This is a genomic window from Amycolatopsis sp. NPDC114484, assembly GCF_055633755.1.
Window position 1 is genome coordinate 38,853 of record NZ_JBVKDQ010000008.1, and the last position, 15,114, is coordinate 53,966.

Genomic DNA, 15,114 nt, shown 5'->3' on the forward strand with positions numbered 1-15,114 from the left:
TGCCCGTCGAGCTGCCTCGTCGCGGTACGATGATGCTGCTCCTCTTCGCGGAGGGACGGCCCCGGGTAGCTCCCGGGGCCACGCGAAGGGGGCTACTCCGCGAATGAGGATGCCGCATGTCCGATTCAATCGACCTCGGTCACCGGGTCCGAGAGATCCGATCCTGGCGAAAGCTGAACATCCGCACCTTGGCGGATCTTGCCGGGATCTCCTACAGCTATCTCGGTCAGATCGAGCGCGGCGAGAAGCCCGTGAACTCCCGCCAGGTGCTCGAAGCGCTCGCGAACGCCCTGCGTGTTTCTCCTGCCGAACTGGCCGATGTTCCCCACATCCCGGCGGAGCAGCTCGACAGCCAAACCCATGCCGCGCTCGATGCGCTCGAAGCGACGTTGAGCGAATGGCTGCCCGGCGAGATCCCCGACGCACCGGCTCGGCCGTGGACGCAAACCGTGGCCGATCTCGACACCTTGACGAACGTGCTGCGTCCGAAGTCGGACTATTCGGGCCAGGTCGCACTCCTGCCATCACTGATCACTGATCTCCTTCATCATGCGCACGGCCCGCATCGGCAACTGGCACTCGAAGGGTTGATGACGGCCTACTACGCCACTGGCAACGTCTCCGGACGCCTCGGACGACGGCAACTGGCGTACCTGGCCGGAGAGCGTGTCCGTGCTAGCGCCGAATTGCTGGACGACCCGGAATGGCTGGGAATCGCCACGTGGGTCCGCGCCCAGTTCCTCAGCTCCACATCCCGGCCGCGCCAGTACAAGTTGGCTCTCGAGGCCATCGATGCCCCCGGTGCCCGGCTTGAGTCCCGCGGCATGGGTCATCTCACCGCGGCGATGTCGGCGGCTGCACGCGGGGACACGGCCACGGCGAAAGAGCATCTCGACGACGCCGAGCGAATGGCTGCTCGCGCGCCGGTTGCCGACTCGTGGGGTCTGGCCACCCTGAATTTCACCGAGGCCAACGTGGGGATCTGGCGTGTCGCGATCGGCACCGAGGTCGGCGAGGGCGGCAAGGTCGCGGAGTTGGGCCGCAATGTCGAGTGGTGGTCGCTGCCTCTCTCTCGCCAGGGAGCTTTCTGGATGGATTTCGGGCGAGGTCTGATGCAGGACCGCAAGAGCGCCGACGCCGGTCTTCGCGCGATCTTGAAAGCCGAGTCCCTGACCCCGCAGCAGGTCCGCAACAACGTGTTCGTGCGGGAGGCAGTGACGGCCCAGTTGCGCAAGGCGCGACGTGACGCCGGAGGCCGGGAACTGCGTGGCCTTGCGTGGCGGATGGGTGTTGCCCCGGTCGGGTGATCCGGTGCCTTTGTGCACTTCTAGTGCACAAACTCTGACCAGCGATGTTTAGCGTCCTCGTCATGCACGAAGGACGGGGATGGAACAAAGAGCGCAGCATCGAAACAGTTGACTCGACGGGACGGCCCGTCAAAATCACGACCGGGCTCACCACGAACGCTCAAGGTCATCTCGTCGTGGGGTTGGGGATCGACAGCAAGTTGGCTGCCGGGCCGAGCGCGACCATTCCTGTCCCCCTCTGTGGGCGTTTGATCGCGAACCTGGAGGCATCGTTCGACGACCACGCCAGGAAAACCGGCAGGCGGCCGTCGTGATGGGCGTGCTGTGCGGCGAGCTGCCCGCCGAGGACGTGGCCGCGGTGAGGTCCGCTGTGCACCGCACGTCGGACCTCGTGCTGCGGGTGCATTCCGACCCGACCGCCGCGCACCGGCGGACCGTGCATCGCTACTGGAAGCGGGAGCTGGCCGACCCGTCGGTGCAGTGGCTGATCCCCTGCTGCTCTGGCGACGATCCCTACCCGGAGCGCCATGAGCGCGGCGAGATCGCCATGACCGGTTTCGCTGTTGCCGACCGGTGTCCCGGCTGCACCGGGCTGGGTGCGCGATGACGTCGGATCCGGACGACAACGTCGCCTCCGAGACGACGGAAGAGATGCCCGTCCCAGTCGAGCCCGGTCCGGATGCGAGCCCGGACGAGTGGGTGCGCTACGTAAACCAGCGCTACCCGCGCCACGGCGTCTCCGCTCCCGGATCGCACCTGGGACGTCGATGACACCCCGCCCCTATCCCCCGGCTGCCGCGATAGTTCCCCGACACTGCCGCGGCACCCCGGGTTGCGCCCCACCGGACGGGGCGCGCGGCGGTGGCCTTCCCCCGGCCCATCCCTCCGGGAGGCCACCGCCATCCAAAACTCCCGGCCGTCGCGTCGCTTTTGGCGAATGGGCGGCGCGACGACCGGTGAGATTGACCGCAGCGACGGGCGACCCCCAGGCGCGCGGTCAGGACCCGCGTAGTCATGGCGCGGGGAAGGGCCGGTGACCGTTGTTCTCCCCGGTCACCGGCCCGCCAAACTCCTCGGTCGCCGCGTCATCAGGGGGCGCGGCGGCCGGGAACCGAACTCTCGCGCTACTGGCGGTAGCACCAGGGCTGCCACCACGGTTATCTGATTCGAATACAACACGGAGAGGACCAGCTACGATGATCGGCATGCTGAAGAGGATTCTCGGCTACGACCACGCCTGCCTGCACGACGCGAAGGGCAAGAGCCAGTTCTGCATCGTCTGCGGCTCCGCCTGCCACTGCGGCCAATGAACAACACCCACCGCCGCAAATCGGACCTCCCGCCATCGGTTTACCTCGGCGAGGTCCGGCACACGAGCCGCATCAAGCCGACTTGCCCGCACGGATCGACCGAATGGGAAGGTGCGAGCCCCCAATGTGACGACCCGGCGTGCATGCGGCGGTGGGCCTGGCGATGGGGCCTTCCCGTGCTCCTGGTGATCGTCACGATTCTGGTCCTGGCACTGACCGTTTTCCGCGAACCGTGGTCGGATTGCGGGCCAGGCGGCGAACACCTCGGCCGTGACACCTGCGTCTACCGGTGAGACCGCTGTAACACCAGAGGTGATCAACGCGAACCAATGCGTGGATCCGCGAAACTGCCCAACGAGGGAGCTGACCGTGACGATCGCTGAACAGCGGCCCCAAGCTGCGACCCGCCCGATGCTCACAGTCGGCGAGGCCGGTGGCGTTCTCGCATTGATCCTGATCGCCGGAGTCTGCCTCGGCGCGTTCGTTCTGCCGAGCCTCGCCCTTGGCCTGGCCGTATTGACGGCGCTCGGTTACACGATCATCGTGGCGGCGTCGATCTACCTACTCGTGGTCGCCGCGATAGATCGTCGACGCGCGCGGTCGTCCTGACCCAGACGCGATTTGAGGGCCCCCGCGCGTGTGCGCGGGGGCCCTCGTCGTTTAGTTCGGCAGTGGGTTACTCGGTGCTGGGCTTCGGGATTCGTGGCACGTCTTCGGCATACAGCGGGTCGACCGCGGGCGGCGGGTCGTTCGGTTTGGTCTTCACGACCGCGCCGGTGCCGAGCAGCGCCGAGCCGACGGCGATGATCCAGGCGGCGGTGTCGCCGTCGATGTGGACGCCGGCGACCGCGACGATCCCGACGACGGCCGGGACGGTGAGGTAGCCCCACACCGCGGCGAGGGCCTTGCGGTAGCGGCCCGCCCACGTGCCGAGCCGCTCGAGGAACGTGGGTGCGCCGACCGGGTCGGCGTGCTGGCCGGTCATGCGACGCTCGCGGAGATGTAGAAGTCGGCCGCGGCGTCGTGCAGCACGGTGCACGTGGTCGCGCCGTCCGGGATCGCGACCGGGCCGGGACGGTTCGGGTCCCAGTTCCAGGATTCCTTCGGGGTACGGAACTCCCCGTCGTACCCACCGCCGACGCCGGTTCCCTTCGGGTCCTTTCCGGTGTCGCCATAGAACAGGATCGCGCGCACCTTCACCACGTTGCTGAACGAGGTGTGGATGCGGAGCTTCTTGCAGCCTGCCACGCCGATGTCGGTGTGCACGCCGGTACCGGCCTTCGCCGGGGTGCCGAACGCCATGTCGTCCTCCTGGTTCTGGGGCGCTTCGGCCCCGGTGGATCCGCCGCCCGCCGGCGCGCTGCCGAGGGCGGAGATGCGGGTGCGGAACGCGCCCATGTCGAAGTTCGGGTCGCTCTTCCGGCCCTTCGGCGCACAGACCTCTTTGTGGCCGAGCACGCGCGAGACCGGCAGCCCGAACGCGGTGCAGAGCGCCTTGCACAGCCGGGCGTAGGCGTCCAGCTGCTGTTCAGGCCACGCGCTTACGCCGTCGCCCTCGGCCTCGATGCCGATGGCGTACTGGTTTTGCTGCCACGTCTGCAGCACCGCACCGGCGTGCCAGGCGACGCCCGCCGCCACTACGTACACGGTGCCGTCGCGGCCGAGGCCGAGGTTGCACAAAGGTCCCGCGAGATCGCTGCGGCCGTTGGTGACGATGCCGAGACTCGGGTAGTCGCCGGGAGCGGTGGCCGGGGTGGCGGTGTGGTGGCAGACAACGCATTGCACGCCTGCCATCTGGCCGTGGCCGCGACTCTGCCAGCCGGGCTGCTCGACCACCCGGAGCCCGGCCGATCGGGCGATCGCGGCGAGCGAAGTCAGGTACATGGTCATCCTCCGGTCGTGGGTGCGGTCGGTGTGGTGGGCGCGGCCCCGCTGTTCGGGTCGACGCACGCTTTGCCGTGGTAGGTGGTGCCGTCGGGTGCGGTGATCACTGCGTCGCGCAGCTCGAAACCGGACGGGCAGGCGGGGCCGGGCGTGCCGTCCTTGCCGTCGCGACCGTCCTTGCCGTTGACGCCGTTCTGCCCGGCGGCGCCGGCCGGGCCCCTGCACGGGTCGCTGTCCTGCCCGCAGTACGCCGCGACGAGCGCCCGGTAGTCCGGGGTGGCCGCGTCCTTCCCGTCCGTGCCGTTCTTCGGTGCCGGGATGCGGGCCAGCACCGCGCCCGCGAGCGCGTCGAAATCAGGGGTCGCGCCGTCGGTGCCTCGGCATTGGTTGCGGGACGCGCAGTAGTCCTCGACCGCCTGCCGCGCGGTCTGGCGCAGCTGCGCCGGGTCGGCCTGCACGGCCGCGGGCGTCGCGGGCGGCTGCACCACCGGGGTCCCGCCGAGCCGCTTCACCTGGTCCGCCAGCGCCGCCACGTCGCGCGCCAACTCCCGGTTCGTGTCTCCCCGGGCGGTGTCGCTCGTCTCCAGCTTCGCGATCTGGCTGTGCTGCGAGAACAGCACCAGGCCGATCCCGGTGAGCGAGATCACGAACAGCACGCCCACCACGACGATCCATCGCCGCCGTCCAGTCGTCGCGCGTTTGGCCGCGGGCTGCACGACCGTACGGTTGAGGTCACCAGTCACTCGTCCTCACCATCCCGGGCCTTCTCCTCGAGGAGCTTGCGGACTGCGTCGAGAATCTCGTCCTTCTGGTCGTCGTCGTCATCGCCGAGGGTGCGGGCGACGGCGATCTCGGCTGCTTTCTCCGCGGCTCGTTTCGGCCCGCGGACCACGGCGATGATCCCGGCGACGCCGGACAGCAATGCGGTGACCAGCGCCGCGATCCCGAAGAACAGCTGTGCGAGCGCACTCACGCCCACCCCTTTCGTGCACAGTGGACGGACATGTTTCGTTGCGGCATCAGTGATAGGTCGGGTTGACGTCGTAAAACGCTTTTGAGATTCCATGGCACTGCCGGGGAAAGGCTTGCGAGAAAGCGTTGCCGCCGGTCGAGTTCCACGCCCTGATACGGACTTCGATGGTTTTCTGCATCGCGCTCTGCGGGAGCAGCAGCATCTTGCTGATGCCCCTGATGTCGGTCGTGTTCGCCGCGACGGACTGCGCGTCCGTCGAGGATGAAGCGATGACAGACCCGGAGAGGAGGACCTCGACCCAGAGGTTGAACGTGCTCGCCAGCGTGCCGTTTTCGAGGTTGATTTCGGCTCCGACCCACAGCGCCGGGTTGAAAGCGCCGCCGTACCCGTCGGCTATCACCTGCGCGGTCCCGGCCGTGGTATTGCCGCCGTAGCCCCACCGAGCTTGCCCGCCCAAGGTGATCGACATGCCAGGGTTGGACAGCCCGTACCCGGCGCTCTCGTCGAGTGACCACATCGTGGTCCCGGACAGGTCGAGCATCCGCGCGGCTTTGCCGTTGTAGACGGTCGAGTAGTACGTCTCGAAAATCGGCTGCCCGGCGCCGTTCAGGATGCGGACCTTCGCGCCCCCGCCCGGGTCGTTCGGGTCCGGGAGCACCTCGAAGTCCGGCACACCGCCGTGGCCGATGGAGAACGGGAACTTGGATTGGCGCGTGAGCGCGTCGATCTGCCGTTGCAGGTCGACCAGCTTGTTCGCGATGTAGTCGGGGGTGCCTTCCCTCTCGACCGGGTTGTTCGCAACCATCAGCGTTCCTATCCGGCTCGCGCGGCCTGGAGTTGGTGATCCACGCGGTCGCGCGGAGTGCCGGGTCCGCGGGAGATACCGACCGCGCGCCACCGGTAGTCGCCGTCCGGTACCCAGTGGTGATCGGTCACCGAGTAGGTGACGAAATGCCCTGCGGTGTAAGAGCCGAGACGGGGGTCGGCGTCGGCCAGCACCGTCGCCGACCACTGTTCGGACTGCCCAGACGAGAGCGCCACGTCCGCAGCGGCCCAACTGTCCAGCGTGGACTGCACTGAGGCGTCGGTGTGGCCGGTGTCCACCAAATCCGTCAGCGGCCACCCGGCGGCGATGAGCGTCGTGTTCGTCGCGAGCCCGTAGAGACTGCCTGCCTCGTTCCCGGTGCCCTTGACGAACGCCTCGACCGCGGTCGGCGACGAGCCGCCGGAAGGTTTCAGGCTCGTGAGGGTTCGCCGGTAGAAGAACTTCAGGTCCACGCCCGGTTGCACCAACCACGGGTTCCCGATCAGCATCCGGTGCCGGATGTAGCGCTGGCCGCTCGCCGTGGTGAGGTACGGGTCGAACAGGACGTCCGGGCCGCCGTCGACCTGGGTCAGCTCGCGCAGCCGTTGCCCGGAGCAGGCGAGGTCGTAGCCGTGATACGTGCGCGTGTTCGTGCCGCCCGGCGCGATCGTCGGCAAGTCGATCGGCAAGTTCGAGCCGAGGATGAAGCTCATGTTGATCGCGTGATTCACAAGCTCACGGGCGATGTAGGGCAACGTCCCGTTGATCGTGATATCTGCGGCCGGGTCGGTGTAGCGCTGGCCAGCGGCCGGGTTCAACGCTGCGTTGCGCAGAACGCGACGGTCGAGGATGTCCCAGATGCCTTTGCCCGACACGGTGAACAGGGTCGTGGTGTCGTCCGGTTCGTAAGGGGTGATCGGCCCGGCCTGGCACACGACGTCGCCGCGCAGCACCGCGACCGAGCATTTGTCCGGGATCGCCCACTCCCGTACCCGCGCCGTGCGCGGACCGCCGTCGAGCGGCACCTGGATCTTCCACGACCCGACGTCGTTGATCTGCGCGGACCACTCCGGCTCAGCCGCGAGGGCCAGGTCGTAAAGCACTCGTCCGGTGACGGTGTCATAGACGAGCGCGGTGTACTCACGCTCCGCCGGTGCGGTCACGCCGGCACCACTTCGCAGGTCAACCGGTGGCCGGGGTTTCCGTTGATCACGGCGTTGTTCCCGGCGGGGCCGGTCCACCGGTTGAGCGCCATGACGACAGTCCGCGCGCCGGTGAGGACCGCGGAGGTCCCGGTGAAGTTGTAGGGCAGCGCCACGGTTCCGGTGCGGCCGTCGGCGGGCTGGATCGAACAGGGCCCGGCGAGGTTGCTGCCGGCCGCCGAGCCGTCGCGGGCCACGAAATCGAACCCGCCGCCCGTGCCGCACGTCATCGCGATCTGCGCGTCCATCTTCAGCCGGTACGGCCATCCCGGATCCGGAATGGACACACTGCCCAGCGCGTACGGGAAGACGCTCGCCGTCGCCGAAGCCCACACCGGAGTCTGGTAGTTCAGCGGGGTGATCCCCCGGTGCACGGTGCCGTCCCACACCCGCATGCCGTTGAACCACGTCAGGTCCCCGGGCATGAACGACGGATCGCTGAGGCTGTCGCCGGGAAGCAGCACCCGCACGCCGCCGATCAAACCTGTGCCGCGGCGCAGGTCGCTCAGCGTGACCGTGCCGCCGGTCGACACCTGCGCGCGCGCCAGCGGGATCGCGACACCGCCGCCGCCGCCGGGGATGCTGGTGATCAGGCCGAGACTGTCCCAGGCGACCGGGTCCACCGGGGTCGCGCCCGGGGTGCCGGTGACGATCTCGATCCGCATCGGGATCGTCCCGCCGCCCTGGATGATGTCCGAGAGCGTGGTGTCGTAGGCGCGGGCGATCACGATGTCGTTGCGCGGGTTCGTCGCCGGCGGCGCGTCGCAGGTCACCGTCCGCGCGGGCGGCAACGTCCACCCCATGTACGCGCCCTGCCCCGCGCGCCCGACGATCGCGATCACCGGGTTCACCGCCAACGTCCGTCCCGACTGGACGGTCACCCGGCCGTCGTAGGCAGCGGTCCCGTCCGACGCGGTGGACAGCAAACCGGACCGGACCGCCGACAACGGCGAGTTCGTCGACCCGCCAAGGAACAACGCCTGCAACAAGGCTCTCCCGAGCCGGGCGCTGTTGCTGCGCGGCATCGCGGTCCACACGCCATCGCCGTCCGCGTTCACTGCAGCCATGACCGCCCCCTCTCGCTATTCGTCCGCATCGCGCCAGGTCGCGACGACCGCGCCCACGCCGATGCCGGTGAACTGGATCGCCCGCGTGCTGGCGGGCGGAATGCTGATGAACTTCGCCGAGCCGAGCGCGCCGGTGCGGTCGATCCCGTCGAGCGTCACCGGCGTCGCGGAGAACGGCGAACAGTCGATCCGCAGGGTCTGGCCCGCGGTGACGGTCCCGATGTAGGCGAGGATTCCGCCGGTGACCGGGTCGGTGAAGGTCGGGTTCTGGCAGCTGGACGGGGTGGTGATCGTCAGCAGCGGCCAGGTGACCTCGTCGCCGTCGTTCTGCAGCGCCAGCACGTTCGTCCCGGCGCTCGCGCCCCAATCCAGGCCGCCGCTTCCCCAATCCAGGCCGCCGCTGCCCCAGTCGAGACCATCCGTCACACCCGTCGCCAGCGACGCCTGCGCCGATCGTTCCACTGTGGACAACCAACGCGGATCCGCAGCGTAGAGATCGAGCTGCCAGTCGGCGCCGCCGTTGCCCGGCCAGACTTCCCACTTCGGTTTCGACTCGGCCCGCTCGACCATGATCTGCCGGGGCGACACCCCGTCGTCCACCACGAGCAACTGCTGCGATCCCATCGGGAAAAGACCCATCAGCCGCCGTCGCGCCGCGACCAGCAACGGCCACGACGGCTCGACCTGAGGCATGCACCAGCCCTGCAACGACAGAGACCGTCCGGCCTGGTACGACCGGGACCGATAGGCGCCGATCCCGAAGGGCCGCTCGGTGAGATGCGGCTTGGACGAGGTCCCGTCGTGCAGGTCGGTGGTCGGGACAGACCAGCGGCACCCGAACTCGTCGGTGCCGCCGGCCGCCCACGACCCGATCGTGTAGGTCTCCTGCATCGTGTCGGTCAACGGCATGCGAGCCCCCTCACCGCAGCATCCACGCGAGCTGGCTCGACACCATCGCCGCGACCCGATGCGGATCCGCCTCGGCCGTGTTGATCGTGACGTTCGGCTGGCCACCGCCCCGGCCCGCGGGCGCGGCCGGTTGCTGGATCACGATCCGCGGAGAGAATTGCTGGACCGATGCCGCTCCGCTGATGATCTGCCGTTGCACCAACGGATCCTCACCGCGGTTGATCGCCCTGAGCAGCGGCAGGTTCCGCGCTGTCGCCGCTGCGTTGACCATGAACTCCCGGTTGGATCCCCACAGCGGGATGAGATCCTGGCGCGGACCGCCCGGCCCGAAGATCAGGCCACCTGCAGTGGCGTCGATAGCACCGCCGCTCGCGTACCGCTTCGCGCCCTGGTGGGTGATCATGCCGCCGTCGGCGTATCCAGCGGTCGCCTTGGAAACGCTGACGTGCCCGTCTGGGTAGGTCGTCTTCACCGAGATTGTCGCGGTGTAGTTCCCGTTGGTCACGTTGTAGATCGACGACAGCGCCTCGCTGGTGTTGGCGCCGACCTTGATGTATCCCTTGGAGTCGTTCGCGACCCGGACGGTGTCACCGATGACGCTCTTGGCTGCCGAGTTGAAGGCGTCGATGTTCATCCAGCCCCAACTGCCGTTCACCTTCTGCACCAACACCTGCAGCTTCCCGTCGGCGGGATTGTTGCGGGCGTCGTAGGTGACGGTGCCGGTCGAGCCGTCGGCTTTCCGGATCTGGAACGACAGCTTCCCGTCGGCGGGGACCGCGTTCGCGTCGAGGGTGATGGTTCCCTTGGCGCGGTTGGCTTTGTCGACGACCAGGGTAATGCCGGTCTCGGCGGGGATGGTGTTCGCTCGGACATCGAAAGACCCGTCGGGCAGGGTCGTCACCTTGTAGCCGAGGGACTTCAGCGCCTCGGCGGCGTCCTTGTCCTCGACAGCTAGGTGAACCGAGTGGTTCTTCGGTATCGCTTTGAGCTGGTTCAGCACGTCGCTGACCCTGGCCTGCAACTGGGTGTCGCCCTTGAACAGGAACTGCGTTGACACTTCCTGCGGGATCAACCCGAGTTTGTCGGCTAGTGCGTTCGCCTGGTCCGAATTCAGCCCGGCGGCCTTGGCTGCGTCGATGAACTTCTGCCGTGTCCGCTCGACGACCGCGCCGGTCTTGTCGAGCGAAATGGACAGGTCGTCGCCGCGCGCTTTCGACTCGGCGAATGTCGCGGCCACCTCAGCGCCCATCGCCTGCGACAGCGACCCGAACACCCCTTGCAGGTTCGCCCCCGCGGCCGTGAGCCCGTTGATTCCTCCGCTGCCGGATACCAAATCGCTGAACGAGCCCTTCAGCTTCTTGCCTGAGTCCTTGATGTTCTTGATCGCCTTGTCGGCATCGTCGAACGCTTTCGTGGACTGAGCCTGCGCGGCCGAAAGCGTGGTTGTCTTGCCGGACAACTGGTCGAGGACGGTCAGCAGCCCGCTGCCCTGGTCCGACACCGACTTCGTGTCGTCGCCCAGCACCGCCAGTGCAGCGGACATCATCTGCACGTCGCCGGTGGACTGCTTGATGGTGCCGCTCGACGTCGACAGGGTGGTGTTGAACCGTCGGAGTTCGTCCTGCGCCTTTTTCGTCTGCGCGGCCTGATCGTTCACCTCGGTGGCGAGATCCCGCTGCCCTTGCGTGGCCTGCTCGATCGTTCCGAAGATGGAATGCAGCTTATTGATGTAGTCGTCGGTCGAACCGGACGTGTTCTGAACGGCGTCCGCGAGGCTCTTGTACCCCGCTGCCGACCGGCCAGCGGCCAGCGCGGTGAGGTCCTGCGTCGAGATGTTGGCCTGAGCCAACGTGTTCCAGTCGTCCTGCGACAGCTTGGCCTTTTCGACGCCCTGGATGTTGTTCTCGATCAGGTAGTTGAATCGGCCGAGCGCACCAGCCGAATTCGTCATCGCATCGGTGACGGTCTGACTGCTGATCCCGTACTCCGACAGCAACTGCGAAGCGGTGCGCTGCGAGACACCTAGCTTTTCGGTTTCGACCCGGTTCGCCGCCCGGGCGCGAGTACTGGCTGTCACCGCAGCGGTGGAGCCCGAAAGCGTGCCCTTGATGTCCGCGACTCCCGCGCTGAACTCGGCGGCTTTCTGCGCCGCCTGCTGGGACTTCTCGCCCCACGCGTCGAGCAGGAACCCTCCAGCGACCAGCGCGATGCCGAGCGGGTTGAATCCGCCGGACACCACCGACTTCAGTCCGGCCTTGAACTTCGAGTTGCCTTCCTTGTCGGCCTTCGCAAGGGCTTCCTTGAAGGGGGACGTCTTGTTGCCGGTCTGGTCGAGCTTCGTCGCGAACGCGTTCAGCCCGAAGCCGGTCTCTCCCAAGCTGGTGCCGAACAGTTTCGCGATCCCGTTTGTCGCAAGCAGCGACCCGCCCGCCGAACCCAGCGGTGCCGCCCAAGACCCGAGGCCGGAGGCGAACCCGTTGACGAGGTTCAGGCCGCCGCCGACCGTGCCCAGGAACGCATTGGTCGTGCTGGTGAGGACCGGCATCCCGTCAGAGGTGAGCGTGTTCGCGACACCGAGCAGTTGGTGCAGCGCCCCGCCGAACTGCGGAAGAGTGCCGTGCGCTCCGCCGGCGAGGTTCGCGAGCAGTGTCCCGGTCTCGCCGAGCAGGTCGTGCGTGATCCCCCCGAGGTCCCGCATCGCGAGTCCGGCGTCTTTGCTGCCTTTGGAGGCGTTGCGCGCGAAATCGCCGAAGCCCTGCCCTGCCTGGCCGGTGAAGTCCCGGATGCCTGCCACGATCGGCTCGGCGGCCTCGATGGAGTCGACGACTCCAGGCATCGCATTCTCGGCGAAGTCGATCGCAGCACCGGTGAGTTCGCGGATGTAGGGCGCAGACCCCCGAACTGCAGTCTGCACCGCGGGGCGGAGTTCGTTCCAGCCCTCCGACATGTCACCAATCGCGGCGGTCAGTTCGCCGCGGATCGGCTTCGCCATTTCCCGCACGTCGGTCTGCACGCGCTGGGTGAGGTCGCCGAACTGCTGCTGCACGTCCTGGTTGCTTGACGCGGCCCAGACGCCGAGTGCAGCGAAACCACCGGCCATGATTCCCAACGCGGCGGTCACACCGACCGCGCCGATTGCAGCTGCGGCCGGAAGCCCGGCACTCAAGCCAAGGAACATTTTCGCGTCGAACGCAGCGTTCGCCCGGCCCGCGACACGGGACAGGATGTTCTCGACGCGCTTCCCTGATTTGTCGACGTCGTCAGCGGAATCCTTCTGCGCCTTGGCGTAGCGCTCGGTCGCTTCCTTCGTCCGGACCGACGCGGCCTCGACTTTGCGCAGGTTCGACGCGTGCTCTTCCTCGGCCTGCGCCAACTGCGCGACGGTCGACTTCGAGTTCTTGCGTACCTCCGCCAACTTCGCTTCGGACACGCGCGCGCGGCCGGCGGCGTCCTCTTCCTCGTCGAGCGCCTTCCGGAGGTCTCGGCCCGCTGCTTCGAGGTCTCGCGTGGACTTGCCCGCCGACCGCATTTTCGCAACGTAGTCGGCGATGTCCGCGCGCAGCTTTACCGAGACGGTCCGGTCAGCCATTCCGCCTCCTCAATTTCGCAACCCACAAGACGAGCGCCCGCGGGAACGGCACGGTGTCGTCGCTGTACTTCTCGCGTTGCTGCTCGATCGCGTGGCAGCGGTAGCATCGGCCCGGAGGCTCGGCCACATACCGCCCCTCGTTCTCATCGGCGGTGGTCTCAGGTAGAAAGCCGCCGCATCCGGGACAGCTCATCTGCTCGAAGTCGAGGTAGGCCAGAACCATCGACCGATCAGTGTCCGTCCACTCCGGAGTGCGTGTGGTGACCGACCGAACCAGCCGACCGGCTTCGTCGTAGTGGTATTCCGTCAACTCTTGCGGTTCTTCGCCCGCGAACCGGCTGGGCGCGATCCCGAGTCGGACTGCTGCCGCGAGGTCTCGCCGGAGTCGGGCATCACCAGCGACGCGGCGTGGCTGAAAACCGGGCCGCTCCGGTCTGCGCGCCCGAGTTCCCATGCCGTGTTGGCCAGGTCGTCGTACTGCCGATCGGTGATGACCTCGACCAGCTTCTCGAACTGCCTGAACGTCAACTCGGGTTCGACGATCTCGGCGCGAATCAGCTCAGGCACGAAGGTCTCGACGTTGATGCCCATGTTCTGGTCGCCAGGCTTGTCCTCGCGCGGTTCGTGTGCCGCGACAAGCTTGACCCATGCCTTGTGGCCGAGGCCCCGCATCCGCACCTGCAGCGTGTGCTCCGCGATCTCGGCCTCAAGAGCCTTGATCTCCGCTGCCAATTCCATCTCGCGTGCCGACGGTGCCATGGTCGTCCGCGCTGTACGTGCTCCAGCCAGGTCGTAGTCCAACTGCTCCCACTGCGTCCGCAGGTCCGGGCGCAAGCAGAGAGACACTGTCGCTTCAGGCAATTTCGCGCTGGCGATCAGGGCGTCGATGTCCACAGTGGTTCTCCTCGACTCAGGGGTTTTCTCGACTCTGGAGGGAAAGGCCGGGCCGCCCGGGAGTCGAGGACCGGGCGGCCCGGGGTCTCAGGCAGCGACCGCGTCGAGGTTCGCCGCGGCGGTGTTGTACAGCTGGCTCTCGAACTTCTCGACGCCGTTCGCTTCCGGCTTCATCGGCCGCCGCACACCGGCCTTGACCGGGTACACCTCGACCTTCTGCGCGGTCGCGTACGCGGTGGTGACCGGGATTCCGCGGCGCACCACCAGGTACCCGGTGAGGCCGCGCTGCAGCAGCGTCCACGCCACGTCCTCGGCGGGGACGTCCTTGCGGACACAGGTGAGTTTGATCTGGGTCTTCGCGCGGCCCGGCTGCTCGGCGTCGATCGTCTCGCAGAGTTTCGGCACCGACACCACCGATTCATCGGTGGAGATGTCGAGGCCGTCGGCGGTGATCAGGCACTCCAGCGACGTGCCGCCGGTCAGCTCCGCGACGGTCGGCGCCGCGAGGTTCGCGACCACAGGAACGAAAGTGACCTTGTTGTTGCCGTCGGAAAGCATGTCGGCCATGACGGGTTACTCCTTCTTTTCGGCCGACTTGGCGTCGGCGGACTTGCTGCTGTCCGGCGGCGTTCCGCCGTCGGCGTCCTGCGGCGGCTCCTGGTCTGCCGCATCGCCCGGGTCGAGGTCGAGTGCGACCTTCGGCCCGGACGGCACCGGGCCCTCGACCCCCGCCCAGCCGGGGCACATGCCGAGTTCGAGCGCGTCGGCGGGCAGCGCCGCGACGTGCCCGGTGGGGTAGTGCTTCGCGCGGACGAGTTCGTTGCTCATGCCGATCAGCCCCGGAACGCGTAGAAGCTGACCGAGGCGGTCGCCGACGCGGTGAGGTTCACGTAGCCGTCGGACTGCTTGAGGTCCGACTGGATCGGGCCCAGCACCGCGAGCCCGGCTGCGGGCACGGACACTGATGTGATCGCGGGCAGCGTCTGCCCGTATTTCGGTTTGCCCGGGTCGGCGACGGCGACGGTGATCGCCGACGCGCCCCCGTTCTGCACGACCACGTACACGGAGCCGCCGGAGTCGCCAGGCTGGACCTTGTCCGGCCCGACCGTCGCGGCGGTCGAGGTGAGCACGGTGCCGCCGATTTTCGCCTGCACCTGCGCGAGAGTTGCCATGA

At 67.8% G+C, this 15,114-nt stretch carries 19 protein-coding genes; 5 read left to right on the forward strand and 14 right to left on the reverse strand.

Translation table 11 applies throughout. From position 1 onward, the window contains the following. Positions 1-116: 116 nt before the first annotated feature. The 5 genes from ACZ7SW_RS20615 (at position 117) to ACZ7SW_RS20635 (ending at position 3,226) form a co-directional block, all read left to right on the forward strand. Entirely contained in the window at positions 117-1,307 is a 1,191-nt protein-coding gene (locus ACZ7SW_RS20615; protein ID WP_470232033.1) for a helix-turn-helix domain-containing protein, read from the forward strand. A gap of 62 nt (positions 1,308-1,369) precedes the next feature. Further along, positions 1,370-1,621: a hypothetical protein gene (locus tag ACZ7SW_RS20620; protein ID WP_470232034.1), complete on the forward strand. Its 252-nt coding sequence runs from the start codon at positions 1,370-1,372 to the stop codon at positions 1,619-1,621. Then, positions 1,618-1,914, forward strand: coding sequence for a hypothetical protein (locus tag ACZ7SW_RS20625; protein ID WP_470232035.1), 297 nt, complete (start codon positions 1,618-1,620; stop codon positions 1,912-1,914). The genes ACZ7SW_RS20620 and ACZ7SW_RS20625 overlap by 4 nt, the downstream gene beginning before the upstream one ends. Positions 1,915-2,613: 699 nt before the next feature. After that, entirely contained in the window at positions 2,614-2,910 is a 297-nt protein-coding gene (locus tag ACZ7SW_RS20630) for a hypothetical protein (protein ID WP_470232036.1), read from the forward strand. Positions 2,911-2,986: 76 nt separating this feature from the next. Next, on the forward strand, positions 2,987-3,226 hold the full coding sequence (locus ACZ7SW_RS20635) for a hypothetical protein (RefSeq protein ID WP_470232037.1): 240 nt from the start codon (positions 2,987-2,989) through the stop codon (positions 3,224-3,226). Between the two features lie 67 nt (positions 3,227-3,293). Here the strand turns inward: ACZ7SW_RS20635 and ACZ7SW_RS20640 are convergent, their stop codons facing one another. The 14 genes from ACZ7SW_RS20640 to ACZ7SW_RS20705 form a co-directional block, all read right to left on the reverse strand. Next, on the reverse strand, positions 3,294-3,602 hold the full coding sequence (locus tag ACZ7SW_RS20640; RefSeq protein WP_470232038.1) for a hypothetical protein: 309 nt from the start codon (positions 3,600-3,602) through the stop codon (positions 3,294-3,296). Continuing rightward, complete coding sequence (locus ACZ7SW_RS20645) at positions 3,599-4,507, reverse strand: peptidoglycan recognition protein family protein (protein WP_470232039.1); 909 nt, start codon at positions 4,505-4,507, stop codon at positions 3,599-3,601. Before ACZ7SW_RS20645 ends, ACZ7SW_RS20640 begins: the two co-directional genes overlap by 4 nt. Then, positions 4,504-5,244 carry a hypothetical protein gene (locus tag ACZ7SW_RS20650; protein ID WP_470232040.1) on the reverse strand — a complete coding sequence of 247 codons (741 nt, stop codon included), beginning with the start codon at positions 5,242-5,244 and terminating at the stop codon, positions 4,504-4,506. Before ACZ7SW_RS20650 ends, ACZ7SW_RS20645 begins: the two co-directional genes overlap by 4 nt. After that, positions 5,241-5,474: a hypothetical protein gene (locus ACZ7SW_RS20655; protein ID WP_470232041.1), complete on the reverse strand. Its 234-nt coding sequence runs from the start codon at positions 5,472-5,474 to the stop codon at positions 5,241-5,243. Before ACZ7SW_RS20655 ends, ACZ7SW_RS20650 begins: the two co-directional genes overlap by 4 nt. Before the next feature lie 46 nt (positions 5,475-5,520). After that, positions 5,521-6,279, reverse strand: a complete 759-nt coding sequence (locus ACZ7SW_RS20660) for a hypothetical protein (RefSeq protein WP_470232042.1) — start codon at positions 6,277-6,279, stop codon at positions 5,521-5,523. 8 nt (positions 6,280-6,287) lie between these two features. Beyond that, positions 6,288-7,442: a hypothetical protein gene (locus tag ACZ7SW_RS20665; RefSeq protein WP_470232043.1), complete on the reverse strand. Its 1,155-nt coding sequence runs from the start codon at positions 7,440-7,442 to the stop codon at positions 6,288-6,290. Beyond that, positions 7,439-8,548 (reverse strand): hypothetical protein, encoded by a 1,110-nt coding sequence (locus tag ACZ7SW_RS20670; RefSeq protein WP_470232044.1) that lies wholly within the window; start codon positions 8,546-8,548, stop codon positions 7,439-7,441. The genes ACZ7SW_RS20665 and ACZ7SW_RS20670 overlap by 4 nt, the downstream gene beginning before the upstream one ends. A 15-nt stretch (positions 8,549-8,563) precedes the next feature. Further along, on the reverse strand, positions 8,564-9,457 hold the full coding sequence (locus ACZ7SW_RS20675) for a phage tail family protein (protein WP_470232045.1): 894 nt from the start codon (positions 9,455-9,457) through the stop codon (positions 8,564-8,566). Positions 9,458-9,467: 10 nt separating this feature from the next. Further along, complete coding sequence (locus ACZ7SW_RS20680; RefSeq protein WP_470232046.1) at positions 9,468-13,046, reverse strand: hypothetical protein; 3,579 nt, start codon at positions 13,044-13,046, stop codon at positions 9,468-9,470. After that, positions 13,039-13,356 carry a hypothetical protein gene (locus tag ACZ7SW_RS20685; RefSeq protein ID WP_470232047.1) on the reverse strand — a complete coding sequence of 106 codons (318 nt, stop codon included), beginning with the start codon at positions 13,354-13,356 and terminating at the stop codon, positions 13,039-13,041. The genes ACZ7SW_RS20680 and ACZ7SW_RS20685 overlap by 8 nt, the downstream gene beginning before the upstream one ends. Then, complete coding sequence (locus ACZ7SW_RS20690) at positions 13,353-13,940, reverse strand: hypothetical protein (protein WP_470232048.1); 588 nt, start codon at positions 13,938-13,940, stop codon at positions 13,353-13,355. The genes ACZ7SW_RS20685 and ACZ7SW_RS20690 overlap by 4 nt, the downstream gene beginning before the upstream one ends. Positions 13,941-14,027: 87 nt before the next feature. Further along, on the reverse strand, positions 14,028-14,507 hold the full coding sequence (locus ACZ7SW_RS20695) for a phage tail tube protein (protein WP_470232049.1): 480 nt from the start codon (positions 14,505-14,507) through the stop codon (positions 14,028-14,030). Positions 14,508-14,513: 6 nt separating this feature from the next. Further along, the gene (locus tag ACZ7SW_RS20700) at positions 14,514-14,768 is read right to left on the reverse strand and encodes a hypothetical protein (protein WP_470232050.1); all 255 of its coding nucleotides are present in this window, start codon (positions 14,766-14,768) and stop codon (positions 14,514-14,516) included. A 5-nt stretch (positions 14,769-14,773) separates the two neighbouring features. Continuing rightward, a complete protein-coding gene (locus ACZ7SW_RS20705) occupies positions 14,774-15,112 on the reverse strand; it encodes a hypothetical protein (protein ID WP_470232051.1) in 339 nt (112 codons plus the stop codon). Positions 15,113-15,114: the final 2 nt, after the last annotated feature.